Origin of the sequence: Massilia cellulosiltytica, assembly GCF_047325105.1 — a bacterium.
Lineage (GTDB): Bacteria > Pseudomonadota > Gammaproteobacteria > Burkholderiales > Burkholderiaceae_D > Telluria > Telluria orientalis.
The window spans coordinates 108,449-124,210 of sequence record NZ_CP168562.1; the positions used below are offsets into that span (position 1 = coordinate 108,449).

The 15,762-nt window shown below is 64.5% G+C and carries 15 protein-coding genes; 6 read left to right on the plus strand and 9 right to left on the minus strand.

Features of this window, described 5'->3' with window-relative positions:
* Position 1: 1 nt before the first annotated feature.
* The gene (locus tag ACEN9H_RS00480; protein ID WP_056123887.1) at positions 2 to 262 is read left to right on the plus strand and encodes a DUF6587 family protein; all 261 of its coding nucleotides are present in this window, start codon (positions 2 to 4) and stop codon (positions 260 to 262) included.
* A gap of 89 nt (positions 263 to 351) precedes the next feature.
* Here the strand turns inward: ACEN9H_RS00480 and ACEN9H_RS00485 are convergent, their stop codons facing one another.
* The 5 genes from ACEN9H_RS00485 to ACEN9H_RS00505 all read right to left on the minus strand — a co-directional run bounded on the left by ACEN9H_RS00485 (position 352) and on the right by ACEN9H_RS00505 (position 7,274).
* Complete coding sequence (locus ACEN9H_RS00485) at positions 352 to 1,320, minus strand: IS110 family transposase (RefSeq protein ID WP_413673197.1); 969 nt, start codon at positions 1,318 to 1,320, stop codon at positions 352 to 354.
* Positions 1,321 to 1,546: 226 nt separating this feature from the next.
* Positions 1,547 to 2,362 carry a DUF72 domain-containing protein gene (locus ACEN9H_RS00490; RefSeq protein WP_413673409.1) on the minus strand — a complete coding sequence of 272 codons (816 nt, stop codon included), beginning with the start codon at positions 2,360 to 2,362 and terminating at the stop codon, positions 1,547 to 1,549.
* A 28-nt stretch (positions 2,363 to 2,390) separates the two neighbouring features.
* Entirely contained in the window at positions 2,391 to 2,963 is a 573-nt protein-coding gene (locus tag ACEN9H_RS00495) for a PEP-CTERM sorting domain-containing protein (protein WP_413673410.1), read from the minus strand.
* A gap of 100 nt (positions 2,964 to 3,063) precedes the next feature.
* Positions 3,064 to 4,998, minus strand: a complete 1,935-nt coding sequence (locus ACEN9H_RS00500) for a CocE/NonD family hydrolase (protein WP_413673411.1) — start codon at positions 4,996 to 4,998, stop codon at positions 3,064 to 3,066.
* A gap of 359 nt (positions 4,999 to 5,357) precedes the next feature.
* The gene (locus tag ACEN9H_RS00505; protein WP_413673412.1) at positions 5,358 to 7,274 is read right to left on the minus strand and encodes a methyl-accepting chemotaxis protein; all 1,917 of its coding nucleotides are present in this window, start codon (positions 7,272 to 7,274) and stop codon (positions 5,358 to 5,360) included.
* A gap of 258 nt (positions 7,275 to 7,532) precedes the next feature.
* Here ACEN9H_RS00505 and ACEN9H_RS00510 point away from each other — a divergent pair, with 258 nt between their 5' ends.
* The 3 genes from ACEN9H_RS00510 to ACEN9H_RS00520 are packed head-to-tail and all read left to right on the plus strand — an operon-like array spanning position 7,533 to position 9,382.
* Entirely contained in the window at positions 7,533 to 8,201 is a 669-nt protein-coding gene (locus ACEN9H_RS00510; RefSeq protein WP_413673413.1) for a glutathione S-transferase, read from the plus strand.
* 7 nt (positions 8,202 to 8,208) lie between these two features.
* Positions 8,209 to 8,985, plus strand: a complete 777-nt coding sequence (locus ACEN9H_RS00515) for a 5'-3' exonuclease (protein WP_056123905.1) — start codon at positions 8,209 to 8,211, stop codon at positions 8,983 to 8,985.
* A 13-nt stretch (positions 8,986 to 8,998) separates the two neighbouring features.
* Positions 8,999 to 9,382, plus strand: a complete 384-nt coding sequence (locus ACEN9H_RS00520) for a response regulator (protein WP_056123907.1) — start codon at positions 8,999 to 9,001, stop codon at positions 9,380 to 9,382.
* A 3-nt stretch (positions 9,383 to 9,385) separates the two neighbouring features.
* Here the strand turns inward: ACEN9H_RS00520 and ACEN9H_RS00525 are convergent, their stop codons facing one another.
* Positions 9,386 to 10,123: a GAF domain-containing protein gene (locus tag ACEN9H_RS00525; protein ID WP_413673414.1), complete on the minus strand. Its 738-nt coding sequence runs from the start codon at positions 10,121 to 10,123 to the stop codon at positions 9,386 to 9,388.
* A gap of 181 nt (positions 10,124 to 10,304) precedes the next feature.
* Between ACEN9H_RS00525 and ACEN9H_RS00530 the strand changes: the two genes are divergently transcribed.
* Positions 10,305 to 12,083 carry a putative bifunctional diguanylate cyclase/phosphodiesterase gene (locus tag ACEN9H_RS00530; RefSeq protein ID WP_413673415.1) on the plus strand — a complete coding sequence of 593 codons (1,779 nt, stop codon included), beginning with the start codon at positions 10,305 to 10,307 and terminating at the stop codon, positions 12,081 to 12,083.
* Positions 12,084 to 12,170: 87 nt separating this feature from the next.
* On the opposite strand, the gene ACEN9H_RS00535 is transcribed toward ACEN9H_RS00530, so the two are convergent.
* The 3 genes from ACEN9H_RS00535 to ACEN9H_RS00545 form a co-directional block, all read right to left on the minus strand.
* Positions 12,171 to 12,650: a chemotaxis protein CheW gene (locus ACEN9H_RS00535; protein WP_056123914.1), complete on the minus strand. Its 480-nt coding sequence runs from the start codon at positions 12,648 to 12,650 to the stop codon at positions 12,171 to 12,173.
* Between the two features lie 123 nt (positions 12,651 to 12,773).
* Positions 12,774 to 13,889: a tRNA 2-thiouridine(34) synthase MnmA gene (gene mnmA, locus ACEN9H_RS00540; protein ID WP_413673416.1), complete on the minus strand. Its 1,116-nt coding sequence runs from the start codon at positions 13,887 to 13,889 to the stop codon at positions 12,774 to 12,776.
* A gap of 1 nt (position 13,890) precedes the next feature.
* Entirely contained in the window at positions 13,891 to 14,394 is a 504-nt protein-coding gene (locus tag ACEN9H_RS00545; protein ID WP_413673417.1) for an NUDIX hydrolase, read from the minus strand.
* A 247-nt stretch (positions 14,395 to 14,641) separates the two neighbouring features.
* On the opposite strand from ACEN9H_RS00545, the gene ACEN9H_RS00550 reads away from it, so the two are divergent.
* Entirely contained in the window at positions 14,642 to 15,754 is a 1,113-nt protein-coding gene (locus ACEN9H_RS00550) for a Re/Si-specific NAD(P)(+) transhydrogenase subunit alpha (RefSeq protein WP_413673418.1), read from the plus strand.
* Positions 15,755 to 15,762 lie beyond the last annotated feature (8 nt).

A 15,762-nucleotide genomic window follows, 5' to 3' on the forward strand; every position in this document is an offset into this window, starting at 1 on the left:
CATGCTGCAATACCTGATCGTCGCAGTCATCGTCGCCTTCGCCGCGCTGTACGCGGCGGTCAAGTACCTGCCCAAGGCGTGGCGCGAAAAGCTCGTCTACAAGCTGTCGGGCGGCACCGGGAAGGGGCGTTTCGTGAAGTGGCTCGGCACGGATTCGAGCTGCGGCAGCGGGTGCGATACGTGCGGCACGTGCGAGACCGAGCCGCTGCCCGAGAAGGATGCGAAGGGTCGCAAGATCATCCAGGTGCACGTCCAGCGCTAAAGCCCCGTCGCCCCGCGAAGGCGGGGGCCCAATTTTGTACGCGTCGACGCAAAGTACTTGGATTCCCGCCTGCGCAGATACTGTGCTCCTCAAGCCTTGGCAAGCGCCAAATTCACATCGAAGGACTTGCCAGATTTGAGTACACCAATCATCCAGTGCACCAGCTTGCGCATGACGGCAATGATGGCCACTTTCTTGTTCTTGCCAGCCGCAACCATGCGTGCCGATAGCGCTGCAGCAGCAGCGTTGTAGCGGATCGCTGCCATGGCAGGCCAGTACAGGATCTTGCGTAGCCTGCCGTGCCCAAGTTTGCTAAGGCGACTTTTGGCTTGTACGGAGTCGCCAGATTCGTGATGCCGCGGCGATAGCCCGACAAACGCGACAGCTTGGCGTACATCGTCAAAACGCTCGCCACGAAGCCACGCGATTGCGTAGCTGCTTACACCGCTGCCGATACCGGGAATGCTCTGCAGCAGCTCGTCCTGCTCGCGTAAGCCAGGATGGTGGTCGATATGGTCACGGATCTTCTTTTGCAAACGCTTGATTTCATCGTTGAGCGTCGCAATCACACGTTCGATGGATTCCAAAGCAATACCTTGCGCTTCGTAACTCCGATTCTGCTCTTGCACATGCATCGACTGCACGGCTTCCAATCGCGCCAGCAAACGCTGTAGTTCCCGGATTTCCCGGGGTGGCGCTTGCCAGGCCAGTGGCTTCATCGTCTGGCAAAAGCGTGCGATCAACGTCGCGTCGGCGCGATCGGTCTTCTGCCGATTCATCATCGCCTGTCCAAACGCCTTGATTTGTGATGGGTTGACGACACTCACGGTATAACCCGCGTCGAACAACGCCAGCGCTACTGGCTCGTAGTATTGGCTTGTTGCTTCCATCGCCAAATGGCAGTTCTCGACAGTTAAGCCCTGTTTCTTCAGCCAGCCGAGCAGGTCGGCATGTCCCGCCTCCGTGTTCTCGAGCGCCTTGGTCTTGACCTTCCCGTCCTCTGACAACCAAGCTACGTCGAATTTGCGCTTTGCAATATCAATACCTACAAAGTTCATCGCTTCCCTCTGATGTTAGATTTCGCATGGCTTTATCTCGTGCATCCTTACAAACACAGGCTCAAGGCCTCAGATACTGTTCGCACTCTTCAGATAAAGGGGAGTACATGCGGCTTATCTGCGTAACAGGCTCGAAGCCTCGGGAACGACACAGCCTGCATGTACTCCGTTTTCCAAGCGTCCTCGGAAATCATAACGTCTTACATGACGTATAGGGAACGACGCTTCATGCCGTCCCAAGAATTCCCATCAACCGCTTCGCATCGAACGGCGCCCTGACCTTGATGTCGTTGTCGAAGTAGCAGTACACATCCCCATTCTCTGCCCACGTATGGATCCGCGCGGCCCAGCGTTCCAGCGATGCGTCCTCGTACCCGCTCGCATACAGCTCGTGCTCCCCGTGCAGGCGGATGTACATGAAGTCCGCCGTCACGTCATCCATTTCCAGCCATTTGCCGGCCGTGTCGGCCACCACCAGCGCCACGTTGTACTTGCGCAGCAGCGCGAGGAAGGCCGGGTCGCGGAAGCTCTCGTGCCGCACTTCGACGGCGTGGCGCAGCGGACGCACGGCGTCGATTTCCAGCAGCGCGCGGCCTGTCAGCTTGTCGTCGTGCGTGCGCGCGATGGCGAGCGCCTTGCCCGTGTCGTGCGGCAGCAGGGACAGGAAGTGCTCGACCTTGTCCGCGTCGAAGCGCAGCTGCGGCGGGAACTGCCACAGGAAGGGGCCGAGCTTCTCGCGCAGCGCGAACACGCCGGAGGCGAGCACGTTGGCGAGCGGCGTCTCGATGCCGCGCAGCTTGAGCATGTGGGTGAGGAAGCGGTTGCCCTTCACGGCGAAGATGAAACCGGGCGGCGTTGCGTCGTACCACGCCGCGTAGCTGGATGGGCGCTGCAGCGAATAAAAGGAACCGTTGATCTCGATGGTGGGCAGGAAGCGCGATGCGTAATCCAGTTCGCGCGCCTGCGCGAGGCCGGGCGGATAAAACACCCCGCGCCATGGTTCGTAACGCCAGCCCGAGATGCCGATGTAGATTGCGCCCATGCCCCCAGTCTAGGGCAAACCGCGGAAATCAGGCGCGCCGGCGGCGCCACAATCCGATGCCGCCCACGCCCGCCAGCAGCATCGCCCATGTGGGCGCTTCCGGCACGGCCGGCACCGATTCCGTGCCGGGCAGGGCGGCCGACATCGTGAATGTCGTACCGTCCGTCCACAGCAGGTGGTGTTCCGAACCGCCGTACGGGTTGAACTGGTAGTCGTAGACCATCTGCCCCGTCGTGACGAAATGGCCGCCGCCGTAGAGACCTTCGGGATCGCTGGAATACGCGCTGACGCCGAACGACAGGCCGCTCTCCGCGGAGAAGCGGAAGCTGTCGGCGTCGCAGTGGTAATAGGTATTGCTGCCCGCGGCGCAGGCCACGTAGTCCTTCGCATCGACCAGCAGCGACGTCAGCTCGCCCCGTTCGAGGACCCCGTCGCCGTTGGCATCGACGCCGGTGAACGAACCGTCGATGCGCAGGCCCGGCAGGAAGGCGGCGGCTTCCTGGTCGTAGAAACCGGTGTAGCTGAAGGCCCAGTGGGACGTCTGGGCGTGGGCGACTGTGCTGGCCAGCAGCAGGGCGCCGGCGGTGGCGATGAATTTCATTGGCAGGACCTCGTGGAGCGACAAGGGACAGCCTACCTTTCCGTCCACGAAAGTCCTACGGATTTAACATATGTGTCGCCGCTCAGCCACAGTGCATGAATTACTTCCCTGCCTGCACCACCGGCAGCTCGATCGCGCTCTCCAGTCCGGGCGCGTGATAGACGCGCTGCGTCGCCTTGCGATAATCGCCCGGCTTGGCGTAGAAGATGTTCGGCACGAACGTCTGCGGGTTGCGGTCGTACAGCGGGAACCAGCTGGACTGGATCTGCACCATGATGCGGTGGCCCGGCAGGAACACGTGGTCGACGTTCGGCAGCGCGAAGCGATAGCGCTCGGCCTTGTTCGCGGGGATCGCGGCCGGCTTGTCCAGGCCCTGGTAGTAGCGGCCGCGGAAGATGTCCATCGCGATCGGCAGCTGGTAGCCGCCCATTTCCGGCTGCGCCGCGACTTCGTCCGGGTACACGTCGATCAGCTTGACGACCCAGTCGCTGTCCGTGCCCGACGTCGACGCGTACAGGTCGACCATCGGCTGGCCGGCCAGCTGCAGCGGGGCGGTGAGCGGGGCGGTCGTGTAGGTCAGCACGTCGGGGCGATCCGAATAGCTGCGCTGGTCCGTCACGAGCCACGGCTTCCACACGTTGGCGTCGTTCAGGTGCACGGGACGGGGCACGAACGGCACCGGCTTCGCCGGATCGGACACGTATTCGTCGAACGCGGCCGCCTTGTCGGCCTTGCCCTGCGCCTTCTCGAACGCGAGGCCGAAGCCCGGCTTCAGATACAGCGGCGTGGCGGCCGGCACGAGCGGCCACTGGTCGAGACGGCGCCAGCGATTGACGCCGGTCTGGTACGACCACACGGGCGGCGTGTCGAACGCGGGCGCGCCATCCTTCAGGTACTGGTTGAAGAACGGGAGCATGACTTCACGGCGGAATTCGCGCGCGGTGTCGCCCGTGAATTTCAGCGCGCCCAAGGTCGAGCCTTCGTAGTTGACGCCACTGTGGCGCCACGGGCCCACCACCAGCGAATTCAGTTTATTGGTCTTGTCCTGCGGCTCGACGGCGGCGTAGGTCGCATAGGCGCCGTAGATGTCTTCCTGGTCCCAGCGGCCGACGACGGTCATCGTCGGCACGGCCAGCGGACGCCTGGCGAGGATCTTGTCCAGCGCCTGCTCCTGCCAGTAGTTGTCGTAGGCCGGATGCTCGAACAGTTTCTTCGTGAAGTTCAGCTGGTCGACGCCGTAGAGGTGCGCGAAGTCGGACGTGGAGCCCGCGCGCAGCCAGGCGTCGTAGTCGTCGTTGATGCCGGTGACGATCTTCTCGCCTTCGCCGCGCGCCGCGTTCTGGCTGGCGATGTAGGCGAGGTTCGGGTTACGGAACGCGCCGTTGTGGAACCAGTCGTCGCCGCGCCAGCCGTCGACCATGGGGCTCATCGGCACGGCGGCCTTCAGCGCCGGGTGCGGGTCGACGAGGGCCATCAGCACGGTAAAACCTTCGTAGGACGAGCCGACCATGCCGACCTTGCCGTTCGATTGCGGGATATTCTTGATCAGCCAGTCGATCGTGTCGTACGCATCGGTCGTGTGGTCGACTTGCGTGTTGTTCAGCGGGCCGCGCACGGGGCGCGTCATCACGTAGTCGCCTTCCGAGCCGTACTTGCCGCGCACGTCCTGGAATACGCGGATGTAGCCGTTCTCGATGAAGGCGTCGTCACCGTCGCCGAGAATCGACGTGATGTGCGGGCTCTTCATGCGGCCCGCGCGGCCCGAGGCGTTGTACGGCGTGCGCGTCAGCATGATCGGCGCCTTGCCTTCCATGATGCTCTTCGGGATCACGATCACGGTATGCAGCTTGACGCCGTCGCGCATCGGGATCATGACGTCCTGCTTGACGTAGTCGGCGTTCGGGACCGTCGTCTCGAATTTTCCGGCCGGGATATCCGGCGCCATCGGTGACGTCTGGGCGTGCGCGGCGCTGGCGAAGGCGGTGGCAAGCACGAGGGAAAGGACGGACAGGGACGGCAGGCGGTAACGCGGCATCGGATTGGTCTCCACGGGACGGTTGAGTGAGCAATCCTGGATAAAGATTGCAACCGAGCATGGTACCGAACCGTGGAAAAGTCTGCAAACGCGCCACCAGAATTCGGGGTCAGAGCACGTTTTGCTCAGAATTCGGGGTCAGAGCACATTTTAAGGCACGGTCTTCAGAGCAAGCTTTTGCGCTAGCCGTCACCTGTTCGGATCTGCATGCGGTGACCTGTCACGGGGTAATGTGAGCATCCTGTAGGGTCAATATCCATCTGGACATTGACCCAAAATGTGCTCTGACCCCGAATTTGCGCCGAAATGTGCTCTGACCCCGAATTGAAGAAATGGCCGGTGGGAACCGGCCGGGGGGATCAGGCGGCGAGGAGCTTGCGGCCTGCCGGTGTCGCGACGGCCGGCGTGCTTGCGGCCAGCTTGAAGGTGCTGACGACGGCATCCAGTTCGCGCGCCTGTTCCTGCAGCGCGGCTGCTGCGGCGGCGGCTTCTTCGACGAGGGCCGCGTTCTGCTGCGTCGCGTCGTCCATCTGCGCGATCGCCTGGTTGACCTGCGCGATGCCCAGGCTCTGTTCCTGGCTGGACGCCGCGATGTCGCGCATCAGGACTTCCGCGCGGCGCACCGAGGCGACGATCGCTTCCATCGCGTGGCCGGCGCCGTCGGCCAGCGTGCTGCCCGCGTCGACCTTGGCGACCGAGTCCAGGATCAGCTGGCGGATCTCTTTCGATGCCGCCGCCGAGCGCTGCGCCAAGGTGCGCACCTCGCCCGCGACGACGGCGAAGCCGCGGCCCTGTTCGCCCGCGCGCGCGGCTTCCACGGCCGCGTTCAGCGCGAGGATATTGGTCTGGAAGGCGATGCCGTCGATGACGCCGATGATCTCGGCAATCTTGCGCGAGCTTTCCGTGATGGCGCCCATCGTGCGCACGACTTCCGCCACGACGGCGCCACCTTTCTCGGCCGACTGCGCCGTCTCGGACACGAGGCGGTTCGCTTCCATCGCGTTATCCGCGTTGTGACGCACGGTGGTCGTCAGTTCTTCCATCGCGGCCGCGGTTTCTTCGATGCTGGACGCCTGCGCTTCCGTGCGCGCCGACAGGTCCAGGTTGCCGCGTGCGATTTCCTCGGTGGCGTCGGCGATCACATGGCTGCTGTCGCGCACCTTGCCGATCGTGCCGCTCAGCGAGCCGACGAAGCGGTTGAACGCCTGCGCCAGCTTGCCGACTTCGTCCTCGCCGTCCGCCTGCAGACGGCGGCTCAGGTCACCTTCACCGTCGGCGATCTCGCCCAGCATGCCGGCCGCGCCCATCACCGGCGCCGAGATGGCGCCCGCGACGAACCAGATCGCGGCGAGACCGACGGCACCGCCGACGAGGGCGGCAACGATGGCGGACACCGCGGCCGTCTGTCCGATGTTACCGAGCACTTCGGCCTCCGGCACCTCGGCCACGACGTACAGGTTCAGCTCCGGCACATACGACGAGGCGACGAACTGGCGGCCCGCCGGCGCGTCGTAGCGGCTCGAGGCGAATGCCTGCTTGCCCAGCAGCGAATGAACGAGTTCGGGCGTGAAGCCGGGCTGCTTGTCGAGGGTGTGGTGGCCGTCGAGCAGGCTGCGGTCGCGGTGGACCAGCAGCGTGCCGTCGTTGCTCACCAGGTAGACGTAGCCGGATTTGCCGAGGCGGTAGCTGCGGATGCTGTTCGCCAGCGCTTCGGCGGACAGGCCCAGTCCGGCGATCGCCAGCTTGCCGCCCGGCGTCTGCACGCGCGAGTCGATGAACAGCGTGTAGACGCCCGTGGTGCCATCCTTGTCCAGGTTGAGCGAATAGGGCACACCGCTGTCGAGGAATTTCTTGAACCACGCATCCTTGTCCGACTGCTTGTCGATCGTGCGGTCGAGGCCTTTTTCGGTGAAGTATTTCGACGTCGTGTCCGACACCCAGAGCACGGTGGCCGCGTGGTTGGCCTCGAACAGGCGCCTGGACTGCGCGGTCCACGCGGCGAGGCCGTCGTCCGGATTGCCGGCGTCTTCCCACGCCTGCAGGAACGTGTTGTTCGCCAGCGTCTGCGAGATCGCGGCGGGTTCCGCGATCTGGCGCTGGATGTCGTTGCGGATGGCGCTGACCTGGGCCGGCAATTCATGGTCGACGACGCGCTCGCGCATCTGCGCGCTCGTCATCGAAATGGACAAGGTGGAGGAAATGGCGATGAAGACGAGCAGGCACACGCCCATGCTGAGCATGAGCTTGCTGCGGATGCCGAGTTGACGAAAGTTCATGAGCGTGAATTGATTTGTGGAAAGTCACATGGAGTGTAATCAGGAAGCGTTGGATGAAGCCCGTAATTCGTGAACTTCGTCAAATTACATGCCTTGACGCGGCATCTCTACAACGTTCTTTTATAGTCTTGTAAATGGTCAGGGAGCTGATCTTTCCAGCGATATATGGGCTATCTTCCCTGGAGTATGTTGTCGGTTTGCTTCTGGTCGGCACGCAAGAATGCTAAGCTACCGCCTTTCCCATCCCGGTACACGCTGATGATCGTCGTCCATCACCTGAACAACTCGCGCTCCCAGCGTATCCTGTGGCTTCTGGAAGAACTGGGCCTGGACTACGAGATCAGGAAATACCAGCGCGATCCGAAGACGATGCTGGCGCCGCCCGAACTGCGCGCCGTGCACCCGCTCGGCAAGTCGCCCGTGATCCAAGATGGCGACACGATCGTCGCGGAATCCGGTGCGATCGTCGAATACCTCGTCGACCGTTACGGTCCGGCGCTGGCGCCAAAGCCGGGCACGCCCGAGCGGCTGCGCTACACGTATTTCCTGCACTACGCGGAAGGCTCGGCGATGCCGCCGCTGCTGTTGAAACTCGTGTTCGACCAGGTGGAGAAAAGCCCTGCGCCGTTCTTCGTGCGCCCGATCGCCAAGGCCATCGCGGACAAGGTCAAGAGCAGCTACGTGCTGCCGCAGATCCGCCAGCACCTGGCGTACCTGGAGGGGGAATTAAGCACGCGCACGTGGTTCGCGGGCGACGCGTTTTCCGCCGCCGACATCCAGATCAGCTTTCCGCTGGAAGCGGCAGCCGCGCGCGGCGGATTGGATGGACAATATCCGAACCTTGTCGCCTTCCTCGACAAGATCCACGCGCGCCCGGCCTACAAGCGTGCGCTCGAACGGGGCGGACAATACGATTTTGTGAAGTAAGAGACACATGGCGAAGCTGCTGGCCATCGACGGCCTGAACATCGTGCGGCGCGTGTACGAGGCGAGTCCCGAACCGGACTCCGACCTCAAGGCGAGCATCGCCCTGCGCCACGCGTTCTCGTCGTTCCGCAACCTGCTCGAAGCGCACGCGCCCACGCACGTGCTGGCCGCGTTCGACTACGGCGGCCCCACGTGGCGGCACGCGCTGTATCCGCGCTACCGCGAAGGCCGGGCGCCCATGCCGGGCGTGCTGCGCGAGGCGCTGCCGGAATTCCACGACCGCCTGCGCAGCGTCGGCCTGCACGTGCTGATGCTGCCCGAGGTCGAGGCCGACGACGTGATCGGCACGGGCGTGATGCGCTGGCTGGCGGAAGGGCGTGGCGATGCCGTCGTCGCCACCACCGACAAGGACTTGCACCCGCTGATCGCGCACGGCGCGCTCGTGTGGGATCATTTCAAGGGCGAGTGGCACGACGATGCCTGGGTGCGCAACAAGTTCGGCGTCGCGCCCGAACGCCTGCACGACCTGCTGGCGCTGATGGGCGACCCGACGGACGGCGTGCCGGGCGTGTCGAAGATCGGCATGAAGACGGCGGCGCGGCTGCTGGGCGCGTACGGCGACCTGGACGCCGTCATGGCCGGCGCCGGCATCCTCAAGACGCCGCTGGGCGAACGCCTGCGCGCGGAACGCGAGATCCTCGAGGTGTCGCGCAAGCTGGTACAACTGAAGACCGACGTGCGGCTGGGCGTCACGTGGAACATGCTGGCCTACGAGTCAGACTGAAGAAAGGAAATCGATGCTCAAGGCGATCATCGTCGACGGCAGCGCCGTCGCGCGCGGCCTCCTCAACACGGTGCTGACGGACGGCGGCTACGACGTGGCCGGCCAGGCCCATACGGCGGCGGCCGGATTCGCGCTCGCGCTCAGGCACCAGCCGCACATCTTCTGCATCGCGCGTGAACAGTTCGAGGATGGCCGGGAAGCCGTCGACCAGCTGCGCGCGCAACTGCCCAAGACGCTGATCTTCATGGTCTCCGGCTCGCTCGACGCGCCCGCCATCCAGGCCGCGGTCGCGGCCGGCGTGCACGGCTTCATCGTCAAGCCGTTCAAGGCCGACACGGTGCTGCGCACGATCCGCAATACCGTCATCTCCATCGTCAAGAAGCACCGCGGGCCTTGACCTTCAGGTTCGGCGCCGCAGCTCCTCCACGGCGATGGCCGCCAGTTCCTGCAATGCCTTGATCTCGCGCGCGCGCAGGCGGCGCGGCTCGCGGTCCAGCACGCACAGCGTGCCGAGCGCATGGCCGCCCGCATCGACCAGCGGCACGCCGGCGTAGAAGCGCACGCGCAGCGGTCCCGTGACGAGCGGGTTGGCGGCAAAGCGCGCATCGCGCGACGCATCTTCCACCATCAACGGTTCTTCCTGCACGATCGCATGGCTGCAGAAGGCCCAGTCGCGCGGCGTTTCCGCGAGGTCGACGCCGGTGCGCGCCTTGAACCACTGGCGGCGCGACGTCAGCACCGTGACCAGCGCCATCGGGCAATCCGTCACCTGCGTTGCCAGCCACGTCAGGCGGTCGAACACGGGCTCCGGCGCCGAGTCCACCAGGCCGCTCGCCGCGACGGCGGCGAGGCGTGCCTTTTCGTCCGGCGGCACAGGATGTCCCGGCGCGTGACCGGGGCGAAATTCGGGATCGGTGGCCGGCCCGGCCCGGGGCGGCGCTTGCCCGGCCTTGGCGGCCAGCAGGCGCGTCACGGCGGACAGGCGCACGCGCCGGTGGCCGCCCGGCGTCTTCCACGAGGGCAGGGCGCCGCTCTCCAGCCAAAGCTGGGTCGTGCTGACGGCCACGCCGAGCAGGCGCGCGGCGGCGGCGGTGGTGAGGACGGGATCGTCGGAATCGTCGATGCGGGGTGTCGGCATGGTCACGGCATTCTACTTGTATATGTGTCATTCATCAACGAAATTGACGGATTTGAGTTGTTGCTTTGCTGGGTATCCCGCAAGTATTTGATTATATGACCCAAGTATTTGTTGACTATCAGAAATTTGCCGATCAGAATCCAATAAATTAGTCAAATCCGTCAAATCAAGTAAGGCAACCATGCCCCTGTCCCACCGCCGCCCGCGCGGCGAAGCCGCCCGTCTCGATGTATTGCGCAAGCTGAACCTGCTCGACACGCCCCCGAGCGAGGCCTTCGACCGCATCACCCGCATGGCCGCCCAGTTGTTCGGGTTGCCCATCGCGGCCGTGTCGCTGACGGACAGCAACCGCCAGTGGTTCAAGTCGCGCGTGGGCGTCGAGCACGACTCGATCCCGCGCATGAAGGCGCCGTGCGGGCAGGTGGCCGACGAGCGCGCGCTGCTGGTCATCGAGGACCTGCAGCTGGATGCGTGCTATCACGACGGCGTGCTGGCCGCGTCCGGCGTGCGCTTCTACGCGGGCGCGCCGCTCGTCACGCACGACGGCTGGTGCCTGGGCGCGATGTGCGTGCTGGGCCCGAGCCCGCGCACGATCACGGACGCCGAGCGCGTGGCGCTGACGGACCTCGCGGCGATGGTGATGGAACAGATCGAGCTGCAGCATGCGCTGGGCCGCGTAGACGCCGTCAGCGGCCTGCCGAACCGCACGCAATTCCTCGACGATTTCAAGGACCTCACCATGGACCGCCCGCGCGGCGAACACCGCCTCGCCGCGCTCGTGAACCTGGCGAGCCCGGAGCAGCTGGGTAACGCGATGCGCGCGATGGGCGCGGCCTACCTCGACGAAATCGTCGGCGAGGCCGTGCGCATGCTGGACGCGACGATCGGCAAAACGAGCACCGTGTACCACATCGGCGCGACGGAATTCGCCTTCATCGCGCCGGTGGGCATCGAGCTGGATGCGTTCTACGCGGACCTGGGAGACTGGCTGCGCCAGCGTGCGCAATCGGTGACGTCGCGCTTCGTGACGACGGCGACGGTGGGCATCGTGCCGTTCCAGATCGGCCCCACGGCGTGCGCGGACCTGTTGCGCAACCTGCACTCGGCCGCGCGCCATGCATTCGAGATGGACCGCAACGTGTCCGTGTTCTCGTGGGAGCAGGATGCCGTGTACCGGCGCCGCTTCTGGCTCATCAACGAATTCGGCGCGGCGCTCGAGAACAGCGGCCAGCTGCGGCTCGTGTACCAGCCCAAGGTCGACCTGGAGAGCGGCGCGTGCATCGGCGCGGAAGCGCTGCTGCGTTGGACGCACCCGACGTTCGGCGACGTGTCGCCGGCCGAGTTCATTCCCATCGTCGAGCAGACGTCGATGGTGCGCGCGACCACGCGCTGGGTCGTGGAGACGGCGCTGCGCCAGCTGGCGGCGTGGTGGGAAGCGGGTATCGAACTGCAGGTGGCCGTCAACGTGTCGGCCGTTAACCTGCTGGAGCCGGACTTTTGTGAATGCATCGTCGACGGCCTGCGCCGCCACGGCCTGCCGACAGCCAGCCTCGCGCTGGAGATCACGGAGAGCGCGCTGATGAAGAACCCGCGGCTGGCCGAGGCCACCCTGCAGGCGCTCGATGCGGCCGGCGTGCGGCTCGCGATCGACGATTTCGGTACGGGCTACAGCAGCCTGGCCTATTTGCAAAGCCTGCCGGCGCAGGTGGTCAAGATCGACCAGTCGTTCGTGCGCGGCATCGAACGCGACGAGCGCAAACGCTCACTGGTGGCGGCGATGATCAAGCTGTCGCACGACCTGGGGCACCGCGTCGTGGCGGAAGGGGTGGAGACGGCGGACGTCGTGGATGTGCTGAAGCAGGCGGATTGCGACGAAGCGCAGGGCTATCTGTATGCGCGGCCGCTGGCGCCGCAGGCGTTCGTGCAGTGGGTGGAGAAGAGAGCTGCCGTGGCAGCCTGACGTCATCCCCGCGGAGGCGGGGATCCATACTGAGTTCGCGTTTCCGCACACCCTGCATGGGTTCCCGCCTGCGCGGGAACGACAGTGTTATGCCGCGTCCTTCGCCGCCGCCAGCAACCCCATCTCTTCCGACCCCAGCAGCTTGTCGATATCGAGCAGGATGAGCATGCGCTCGTCGACGGTGCCCAGTCCGCGCAGGTATTCGCCCGACACGGTGGCGCCCAGGTCCGGCGCCGGCTTGATCTGGTCCGGCGTCAGCGTGACGACGTCCGAGACGCTGTCCACCACCATGCCGATCGTGTGGTTGTTGATGTTCAGGACGATCACGACGGTGAACGCGTCATACGTCGGCGCGCCGACGTTGAACTTGATGCGCATGTCGACGATCGGCACGATGCTGCCGCGCAGGTTGACGACGCCCTTCAGGTACTCGGGCGCGTTGGCGATGCGCGTGACGGCGTCGTAGCCGCGGATTTCCTGGACCTTCAGGATGCTGATGGCGTATTCCTCGCCGCCCAGGCGGAACGACAGCACTTCGGTCGCGTTGTTGACGATGTTTTCGGCCATTGATAATCCTCGTTAATTTCCGTGTGGCAATATACCGAGAGATTACGACATTTTTGTGTCAGATACGATGGACAAATGACAATCGCGCACAAAAATGCCGTGGCTGCGGGACGAACGCAACAATCAGACGGCGCTCGCCGTGTCGATGATGCCGCCGCCCAGGCAGACGTCGCCGTCGTACAGCACGGCCGACTGGCCCGGCGTCACGGCCCATTGCGGGTCGGTGAAGTCGAGCGTGAAGCGGTCGAGGCCTTCCGGCGTCACCGTGCACGGCACGTCGGCCTGGCGGTAGCGCGTCTTGGCCGACAGCGCACGCGAGGTGTCCGCAACACCGGGCGGCTCACCGGCGATCCAGCTGGCCTGGCCGGCGCCGAGCTTCTCCGACAGCAGCCACGGGTGATCGTGGCCCTGCACGATGTACAGCGTGTTGGTGGCGATGTCCTTGCGCGCCACGAACCACGGCTCGCTCGTACCGTCGGCATTCTTGTGCGACTTCAGGCCGCCGATCCCGATGCCTTTGCGCTGGCCCAGCGTATAGAACGACAGGCCCACGTGCTCGCCCACGGTCTGGCCGTTATCGAGTTTCATCGGGCCCGGCTTGTGCTGCAGGTAGCGGCCAAGGAATTCGCGGAACGGGCGCTCGCCGATGAAGCAGATGCCGGTCGAATCCTTTTTCGCCGCGTTGGGCAGGTTCAGCTTTTCCGCGATCTTGCGCACTTCCGTCTTGGCGATCTCGCCCAGCGGGAACAGCGATTTCGACAACTGCGCCTGGTTCAGGCGGTGCAGGAAGTAGCTCTGGTCCTTCGTCGAATCGAGCGCTTTGAGCAGCTCGAATTTTTCGCCGTTCTGGCGCACGCGCGCATAGTGCCCGGTCGCGATCAAATCGGCGCCCAGCTTCATCGCGTGGTCGAGGAAGGCCTTGAACTTGATCTCGGCGTTGCACAGCACGTCCGGGTTCGGCGTGCGGCCGGCCTGGTATTCGCGCAGGAATTCCGCGAACACGCGGTCCTTGTATTCGGCGGCGAAGTTGACCGCCTCGATGTCCACGCCGACGACGTCGGCCACGCTGGCCGCGTCGATCCAGTCCTGGCGCGTGGAGCAGTATTCGGAATCGTCGTCGTCTTCCCAGTTCTTCATGAACAGGCCGACGACTTCATAGCCCTGTTCCTTCAACATCCAGGCCGCGACCGAGGAGTCGACGCCGCCCGACATCCCGATCACGACTTTCTTTTTACTCATTTCAGGTTACGTCCGGTTTGATGGTGAGTCCGCCGTCGAAGACCGAGTGGTCCGTGTACAGCAGGTCCAGCGGGGTGCGCTTGCCCGCCAGGTAATCGTCCACGCAGCGCAGCACGATGGGGCTGCGGTGGCGCTCCTGGCACGCGGCCAGTTCGTCGCGCGTGAGCCACAAGGTGCGCAGGATGCCGTGGTCCAGTGCCTGGTCGTACTGCCTGCCGGCCTTGCCGCAGAACGTGAAGCGCAAATACGTCACGTCGTGCCCGCGCGATTTCGAGTGGTAGCGCGACAGATACATGCCGACGAGGGCCTCCGGGATGAACTCGTGCGCCGTCTCTTCCATCGCCTCACGGATCACCGCCTGTTCGAGCGATTCGTGCGGGTCGAGGTGGCCGGCGGGCTGGTTCAGGCGGATGCCGTCGCTGGTTTCTTCTTCGATCAACAGAAAGCGGCCATCGCGCTCGATGATTGCGGCGACGGTGACTGACGGTCTGAAGGTATGGGTCATGCGCGTCCTTGTAGTGAGCCGACATTCTACCTTGATGGAACGTGCGTTGCTCGGGCGCACGCTGCGGTGCAACAGTTCCGGACAGGTTGGAATATTGATGTGCAACAAAAAGCTTGAGACTTTAGCTAGGTTCTCGGGGGCTTGGCCACGAAAATTGCCGATCTGTTTACGAAAAACCACTCATCTGTATTGATCGAGTGCATTACATGCTAGATTGTAGACAGTTTATCAATTATACGGAGGCATCATGAGAATTGGTGTGCCGGCCGAAACGAGGCCGGGCGAGACGCGTGTCGCTGCAACTCCCGAAACCGTCAAGAAGCTGGCCGCCCAGCACGAAGTGATCGTGCAATCGGGCGCCGGCATCCACGCTGCCGCGATCGATGATGCCTATGTCGCCGCCGGCGCCCGCATCGTCACGGCGGAAGAAGCCCTCGGGGCCGACCTCGTCCTGAAAGTGCGCAGCCCGGATGCCCAGGAACGCGCGCTGATGAAACCGGGCGCCGCCCTCGTCGGCATGCTGAACCCATTCGATACCGACAACCTGGCCGCGCTGGCCCAGCAGCGCATCACGGCGTTCGCGCTCGAAGCGGCGCCCCGGATCACGCGCGCCCAGTCGATGGACGTGCTGTCGTCGCAGGCCAACATCGCCGGCTACAAGGCCGTGATCATGGCGGCGAATGCCTATCAACGCTTCATGCCGATGCTGATGACGGCCGCCGGCACCGTGAAAGCGGCGCGCGTGCTGATCATGGGCGTCGGCGTCGCCGGCCTGCAGGCCATCGCGACCGCGAAGCGCCTGGGCGCCGTCATCGAGGCGTCCGACGTGCGTCCGCCCGTGAAGGAGCAGGTGGAATCGCTGGGCGCCAAGTTCATCGACGTGCCGTTCCTCACGGACGAGGAGCGCGAGATCGCGAAGGGCGTGGGCGGCTATGCGCGCCCGATGCCGGCCGACTGGATGCGGCGCCAGGCGGAACTCGTGCACGAGCGCGCGAAGCTGGCGGACATCGTCATCACGACCGCGCTGATCCCCGGCCGCAAGGCGCCGGTGCTGATCTCGGAAGAGACGGTGCGCGCGATGAAGCCGGGCTCCGTGATCGTCGACATGGCCATCGAGCAGGGCGGCAACTGCCCGTTGACGGAACTGGGCAAGACGGTGATCAAGCACGGCGTGACGATCATCGGCGAGCCGAATTTGCCGGCGCTCGTGGCGGCCGACGCGTCGGCCCTGTACGCGCGCAACGTGCTGGACTTCCTGAAGCTCGTGATCGACAAGGACGGGAAGCTCGTCATCGACCGCGAGGACGAGATCGTGCGCGCGGTGCTGGTCGCCATCGATGGCGACGTGTTACGCAAATAGAAGGGGAG